This window comes from Natrinema soli (genome assembly GCF_028618695.1).
In genome coordinates, this window is the sequence record NZ_JAQIVI010000767.1 from 1 (window position 1) to 7,114 (window position 7,114).

At 62.6% G+C, this 7,114-nt stretch carries 4 protein-coding genes and 1 pseudogene; 2 read left to right on the forward strand and 3 right to left on the reverse strand.

Translation table 11 applies throughout. The features are described 5' to 3' along the window. A pseudogene (locus PGX04_RS31900) lies at nucleotides 1-485 on the reverse strand (M24 family metallopeptidase); the annotation flags it as partial. A 280-nt stretch (nucleotides 486-765) separates the two neighbouring features. Here PGX04_RS31900 and PGX04_RS31905 point away from each other — a divergent pair. Continuing rightward, on the forward strand, nucleotides 766-3,438 hold the full coding sequence (locus PGX04_RS31905) for a glycoside hydrolase family 2 protein (RefSeq protein WP_273742146.1): 2,673 nt from the start codon (nucleotides 766-768) through the stop codon (nucleotides 3,436-3,438). A 35-nt stretch (nucleotides 3,439-3,473) separates the two neighbouring features. On the opposite strand, the gene PGX04_RS31910 is transcribed toward PGX04_RS31905, so the two are convergent. Continuing rightward, a complete protein-coding gene (locus tag PGX04_RS31910) occupies nucleotides 3,474-4,031 on the reverse strand; it encodes a hypothetical protein (RefSeq protein ID WP_273742147.1) in 558 nt (185 codons plus the stop codon). A 1,775-nt stretch (nucleotides 4,032-5,806) separates the two neighbouring features. On the opposite strand from PGX04_RS31910, the gene PGX04_RS31915 reads away from it, so the two are divergent. Continuing rightward, nucleotides 5,807-6,574, forward strand: coding sequence for an IclR family transcriptional regulator (locus tag PGX04_RS31915; protein ID WP_273742148.1), 768 nt, complete (start codon nucleotides 5,807-5,809; stop codon nucleotides 6,572-6,574). A 30-nt stretch (nucleotides 6,575-6,604) separates the two neighbouring features. Here the strand turns inward: PGX04_RS31915 and PGX04_RS31920 are convergent. Then, nucleotides 6,605-7,114: UbiA family prenyltransferase (locus tag PGX04_RS31920; protein ID WP_273742149.1), on the reverse strand; the 510-nt coding region annotated here is incomplete at its 5' end.

Consider the following 7,114-nt stretch of genomic DNA (forward strand, 5'->3'; position numbering starts at 1 on the left):
GCGCGCTCGGTGTCTCCCGGGGAGACCTCCCGAGCGACCGTTTCGACCGCGTCGGCGGTGGCTTGGCCGGCCCGCTCGAGGACCTGCCGGTCGTTGTCGGTAAACGGGAGCCGCAGTTGCGAGGCGTCGATCGGTTCTAGTCCCGATACCGACGGGACGTCCGTACCGGCTCCGTCGACGCTCGCACGCACCACCGCCTCGACGAGCGAGGACCCGTGCCAGTCGAATGTCTCCACGGGTACCCCCGACGGGAGCTCCTCCTCGCGGAACCGATCCGCCTCGTTGTTCGACGTGAGCGCTCGCACCGCGTCGCCGTCGTAGCCGAGCGCGGCGACGCCGACGTCCGCCGCGCGATCGACGGTCGAGTTCCCGCCGCCGGTCAGCCACGCGAAGTTCGCAGGTCTCAGGAACCAGAGCTCGGGCAGTTCCCGCTCGGTCATGTACTCGTCTAGGCGCGCCAATTTCTGGTCGCGTACCGCCGTCATATCCCTTGTAACGAGGGGCGGCCAATAAATCGTTGTGGATACGGTCCGTTCGAGCCGCCGCTAACTCATCGGCCTCGAGGACGTACTTCGAATCCCGTTCGATCGCGATATCGCGCCTTCTCCGTACGGATGGCGGAGGAAGAGATATATACGATCGTAGTGCAAACGATTGTCGTGAATGATGGATCATGGCACGGGACCTCCCAGTCACGGACGATCCGTCCGCCCGAACGTCGATACTCACCCGCGGCTAGTTCGATAGTACGTACGCAGACCACCAATGACAGATAGTTACCGAGAAACGAGAACGCTAAACGGGCCGTGGGAGTTCGTCACCGACCCGACGTCCGACGGACGCCCCAGCGGCTGGTACGCTCCGGACGCGACCTGGCCCGATCGCTGTTGCACCGTTGACGTCCCTCACGCCTGGCAAGAGCTCGACGAGTACCGCGAGTACACTGGGACCGCGTGGTACCGCCGTCGCACCGCCCTCCCGCGATCCGGAGACGACCGCACGGTCCTCCGATTCGGCGCCGTCGACTACGAGGCGACGGTGTGGGTCAACGGCGAACGAATCGGCGGTCACCGCGGCGGCTATCTCCCCTTCGAGATGGATATCACGGAGGTTATGACCGACGGCGAGGACGTGATCGTCGTCGCGGTAACGGACCCCGAAGATATGAGCGAGATCCCCCACGGCAAGCAGGGCGCGCCGTGGTACCAGCGCGTCAGCGGAATCTGGCAGGGCGTGACGGTGGCGACCATCCCGAAACGGCACGTCACCGACGTTCGCGCGACGCCGGATCTCGACGACGACGCGGTACGGATCGATCTCGACGCGACGCCCGAGAGCGCGACCGGCCTGACCGCCGCCGTGACGATCGAGCGAGACGGAGAGCCGGTCGCGAAATCGAACGTCGACGTGAACGGGGGTTCGGGAACCGCAGTGCTGGCCATCGACGATCCCGAGTACTGGACGCCGGAGACGCCGGCGCTGTACGACGTCATCGTGGAGCTATCGCACGATGGCGCGGTCGTCGATCGGTACGAGGACTACTTCGGCATGCGGAGCGTCGAGTCCCACGATGGCCGTCTGTACCTGAACGGGGACCCGTTCTACGTGCGGGGCGCGCTCGATCAGGGGTACTATCCGGAGACCCTGTACCAGCCATTCGACGACGAACTGTTCGAGTCCGAGATCCGCACGGCGAAGGAGCTCGGATTCAACCTGCTCCGCAAGCACATCAAGCCGGCCCACCCGGACTTCCTGGAGCTCGCGGACCGTCTCGGGATTCTCGTCTGGGAGGAGCCCGCGAATCCGACGGTCCACACTGATCGCTCGAGGCGGGAGGTCCGCGAACAGATCCGCGGCATGATCGACCGGGACTACAACCGCCCCAGCGTGATCGTCTGGAGCCTGTACAACGAGGAGTGGGGGATCGGCAACCCCCAGGGGCTCGATGACGAGACGTCCTTGTGGGAGGACGAATCGAAACAGCAGTACCTCGCGGGCCTCTACGAGTCGGCCCGGGAGTGGGATCCCACGCGGCTCGTCTGCGACAACTCCGGCTGGGCCCACGTGGCGACCGACGTGAACGATTACCACCGGTACTTCGTCAGTCCGGACCGCGCGGCTGCGTGGGCGGACGACCTCGAGTCGATGACGTCGTCGCCGGCGGACAACTACGGCGCGACGGAGACCGATCCGGCGGACGCGCCGCGGATCGTCTCCGAGTTCGGGACGTGGGGAATGTGTGATCTGCCCGCGATTGAAGAGTACTACGGCGGCGAACCGCCGTGGTTCGACTACGAGTTCTTCGACGACCCGATCAAGCGTCCCGCGGGAGCGTACGACCGGTTCGAGGAATCGGCCCTCTCGAACGCCTTCGACGACTGGTCGGCGATGGCCGAGGCGTGGCAGCGTCGCGAATTCCGCTCGATCGAGGACGTCATCGAACGGATGCGTGCTCGCGAGGACGTCGCCGGATACGTGCTCACGGAGCTCTCCGACATCGAGTGGGAGTTCAACGGGGTGCTGGACTATCGCCGCGAGGAGAAGACGTTCCACGACGAGGTCGCCCGAATAAACAGTGACGTCCTCGTCAGCGTCGATCCGGACACCCACGCCGTCGCGTCGGGCGGGACGCTGACCGCCGACGTGGTCGTCAGCAACGACACCACCGACGCCGTCGACGGTCCGCTCGAGTGGTCGATCTTCGGCGAGTCCGGTACCGTCGGCGTGGAACTCGACGGATTCGGCGTCGAACGAGTCGAAAACGCGATCGCGATCGACGTTCCGTCCGTCGACGGCGTCCGCGACGCCGAGCTGACGGTCTCGGTACCGAGCGCGCCGACGAACGGGGAATCGATCACCGTCGTTCCCGAACCCAGCGTCGACGGCGATACGATGGTGTACACCGACACCGAGGGGCTCGCCGACGGACTGTCCGAGACCGGCTTCGAGGTCGCCTCGAGCCTCGACGAGACCGTCGACGTGGCGCTGGTGGTCCGTCCCGACGCCGCCGTTCGAGCGTACGTCGAAGGCGGCGGAACCGCCGTGTGTCTCCCCAACGAAAGCGGACACATGGCGGACGATGAGTTCTTCGAGTACCGCAGTTTGCCGGAAGGGGAGAGCTGGAACCTCGTGGCGTCGCTGTTTTACTGCGCCGACGATACGCTAGCCGAGTACGTGAATACCGTTCCCGGATGGGAGCTGGACGGTCTCTACCCCTACGACGTGGTCGCCGATGTCTCGATGGACGACGACGTGTCGATCGGCTACGTCGAAGGCTGGATCGCGAACCGGTTGGCGGCGGCCGTCGTTCGCGAGGTCTGCGATGGCCGCGTCGGCGCGTTCACGTTCCGGATCACGGACGCGTACGGAGCGCAGCCCGTCGGGACGGCGGCCCTCGCCGCGCTCGTCGACGATCTCGGCTCCGAGGAGTGCGAATGAGCTCCGTCCAGATTCCGGTGCGGAACGTGCGACCGTTACAGCGTCAGCGGGCCGGACGCGTAGCTGATCTCGTAGCGTTCGCCCTCGACGGATGGCGAGGTCAGCCGGAGCAGCCGTTCGTCGTCCCGCGAGGGCAGTAACGGCGTGGTCCACCCGACCGTCTCGTGATCGACGTCGATCGCGTCCTCGAACTCGAGCGGCGCAGAAACGGTCGTCCACGAGTCGAACTCCGAGAGATCGGTCGTGACGAGGAGCGTCCGGCCGCTTCCGGGGGCCTGTCGCCCGTCCGAATCGCGCAGTGTCTTCCCCGAGACGAGCGCGGTCCCCTCGTCGCCGCCGGCGGGCGTCCACGTGATGTACGGGCCGTTCGTGAGCTGATACCCCTCCGCCGTCCGGACCGGTGCGCCGATATCGGCCGGGTCTCCCCACGACCGACCGTCCGCGGAGGTCTTGACGAAGATCCCACCCTCGTATTTCGTCCCAACGATCTCGAAGGCCATCGCGTAACTGCCGTCGGGAGTTTCGTCACGACGGGCATTCCCGGCCGCTGCTCGCCGTCGGGGATCGCGACATCGAACGTCTCCTCGCCCCACGTTCGACCGCCGTCGCGGGAGACGCGGTGTCCGACGAGCTGATTGTATCCCTCCTCGCGGTTCCGTCGTCGGTCGTTTGCCACGTTCGTTCTTCGTAATTTTCGATCCAATCGAGCATGGCTGCCGTTTTTTCGCGATCTAATAAAAAACGACCGGTGAGACCGTGTAGCAGTGGCACAGCAGACGAATCGTCTCCGCCGCTCTCGACGACCGTCACGGCCCCGTCGACCCGTGGACAATCAGGACGTTCCGTTCCTCGAGACTACGGCAACGAACGGATCGACGTCCGGACAGATAACCCGTGTCGGGATCGGTGGACGAATCAGGTCGAAGAGAGCAGCAGTCTATGGGACCAGTTGTTCTACTATATAGAATATTGTTTTGTTATTCTCAGAGGAGAGGTCCTCCGGATACATCGCCAACTCTACCGCTGTCAGGCACAGGACCGCCATTCTGTAGGAATTTTATGGGATACTCGGGAATGGTTACATGCATACGGTTGTAAATAATATCGGCTACACGAATCCACCTCGGTCGGACCCGACGAAGTTCACGAGCCACGGTCGGAAGGTCGAGTCCGATTATAGAGAACGGGGAGAAGACATAGAGAATCTAGTTCTGAACCGCATCGGTTGACAGTCGAACGACGTTTCGCAGACTCGCGGTCAGTGGGACCAGGCGTCCAAGGAGATAAGGCAGAGATACGTCGGTGGGTTCGACAAAAATACGAGTCATCTCCTCGGTTCTGCTCTGAGCTCACGAGTGAGGTCGTGTGCGGTCTCCACGGTAGCGCGGGGTCGGTTACTCGTCGTCACCCGTCTGAAATGTGTATGGGTTGCCTGTGCGAATAGACACCCACTAGTGGACTTCGGTGCGTCACAGACGAGGTTCGTCCGACGATCGCAACGAGTGTCGACTCTCGAGAAGGCGATTCTTCGATCTGCGTTTTGAATGACAAGAGTGCAGTTGTAATACCGGCCGGAAACCGCTCGCTGATCCGTGGCGGTTGACGGAGATCGAACTCGCCCAGTTCCCTTCAGACGAGGAATATAGAGAATTAGCACAATTATTCTCATCAATAATGGAGAAAGTTAGAAACTAATTTTTATATGGACAGATGAGGTGAATTGTGGCAATTATTCCGGCCATGTATGTGTGGAAGATGGAGTTCCGCTTCTATGAGCGAAACACCGTACAGAATAACACAGCAGTGCTCCAGCGACTTCCCAGAACGGATTCTCCGTGAACGGCACAGTCGCACGGACACCGCGGCGTCAGATGGGTCAAATCGGGTCTCGCTATGAGCGGAATCGGAACCCTCACGTTCATAAGGATGCGCCTCACGTTACCTCAAGCAGGATCGTCGAAGACCGGCGTACGCCTCGTCACTCACGAACAGCAAACAGTCGTAGCTCATCATCCATCGCTGTTCCGACGACCCACTTGCAGCCGGACCGATGCGCGCGAACGTTTCGCGGCATTCGTGTCCACGACGATACGAATTGCGATGCGCTTGAGATTAGTACGCATAATGAGTTCGCTGTTATGAAACGATATCGTTCACAACGGTTGATAGTAACGTGATAGAGAATCGCATATATCGACAGCAGTTTACAGACGTAGTGGTGTATATTATCGGGCATAGCGATTGTATTGGATACACCTCCCCAGCTGACGAGCCGTTTCATATCAGCGAACGACAGTCTTTTCTCGCTTCCAACCGACAATGAATTATAGGGAATAGATTATATATCCGGTGTCCGTAGCAGATGCGTATGAAAGAAGACGAAAGCGATGGACGATCGATCAAATCGAACGAAACCCTGTTCGCTATCGTCGAATCACTTCGGGAGAGCGAGGGCGCTGGAGTGACGGAACTGGCGGACAGACTCGGCCTGGCCAAGAGCACGGTGCACAAACACCTCGTGAGTCTCGAGCGACACGGGTACGTCGTCAACGAGGACGGCCACTATCGCCTCGGCTTGCAATTTTTCAACGTCGGCGTCTCCGTTCGGAACCAGTTCGAGGTCTACCACGCGGCGAAAGAGCGGATCAATCAGTTGGCCTTCGACGTCGACGAGACGGTGTGGCTCATCGTTCCCGAGAACGGCATGGGAATGTTCATCTACGGGGTCCCGCGGAGCGAGTCGTTCTCGTTCGATTCGACGATCGGGAACTGGGTTCCGCTCCACGCCAACTCGGCAGGCAAAGCGATCCTGGCACACTTGCCGGAACGTAAGGTTCTGGAGACCATCGATCGACACGGGTTGCCCGCCAGGACCGAGAACACGATCACCGATCGGGACGCGCTGTTCGAGGAACTCGAGCGCGTCCGCGAGCGCGGGTACGCTGTGAACTACCAGGAGGATCTGCGCGGGCTGCACGCCCTGGCGACGCCGGTGATCCGCGATGGGCGGCCGATCGCGGCGGTCGCGATCGCCGGCGCCGCGAACCGGCTCACGGAGGAGCGCATCCAAGCGGAACTCTCCGAACCGCTGCTCGAGGCGGTCGACGACATCGAACTCCGTCTGGTGTACGGGTAGCCCGCGGTTCGAACGCGAATCGCCGTTGGATCAGGGGAGCAATTCGGGGCGAACCGCCAGGAACAGCGTGGCGGCGAAGAGGTACGTCGAGCCGATGAACAGCGGGACGGCGCGGTCGGTCGCGAGTCCGCCAACGACGCAGGCGACCGCGGCGCCGAGGGGGAAGATGCCTGCGAGGGCCGCTCGAGGAGGGAGCACACCCACGACGCTCGAGCAGGCGAGCAGTGCGACCGCGGCGACGACGAAGACCCAGGCGACGGGGCGGGCGGCGTCCGGACCGACGATGACGGGAATCGTCCGCTTCGGAACGCGCCGGTCGTGGTCGTAGTCGAGCAGGTCGAGCAAGACGTTGATCCCCGCGAGTAACACCAGGAAGACGGTTGCGATCGCGACGATCGACGCCGACACCGAACCGGTCTGGGACGCGTAGCCGCCAGCCGTAGCGAGGGCGATTCCGAGCGGGTAGTCGAGGGTTCCGGCGGCGGGGGCGGCGTCGAGGTGAGGTGCGTGCAGCAGGCCGAGGACGACGAGCGGCGCGGT

Excerpts from the sequence above, each read along its gene's own strand:
- PGX04_RS31905 (WP_273742146.1), top strand. The coding sequence starts at position 766 with ATGACAGATAGTTACCGAGAAACGAGAACGCTAAACGGGCCGTGGGAG.
- PGX04_RS31915 (WP_273742148.1), top strand. The coding sequence starts at position 5,807 with ATGAAAGAAGACGAAAGCGATGGACGATCGATCAAATCGAACGAAACC.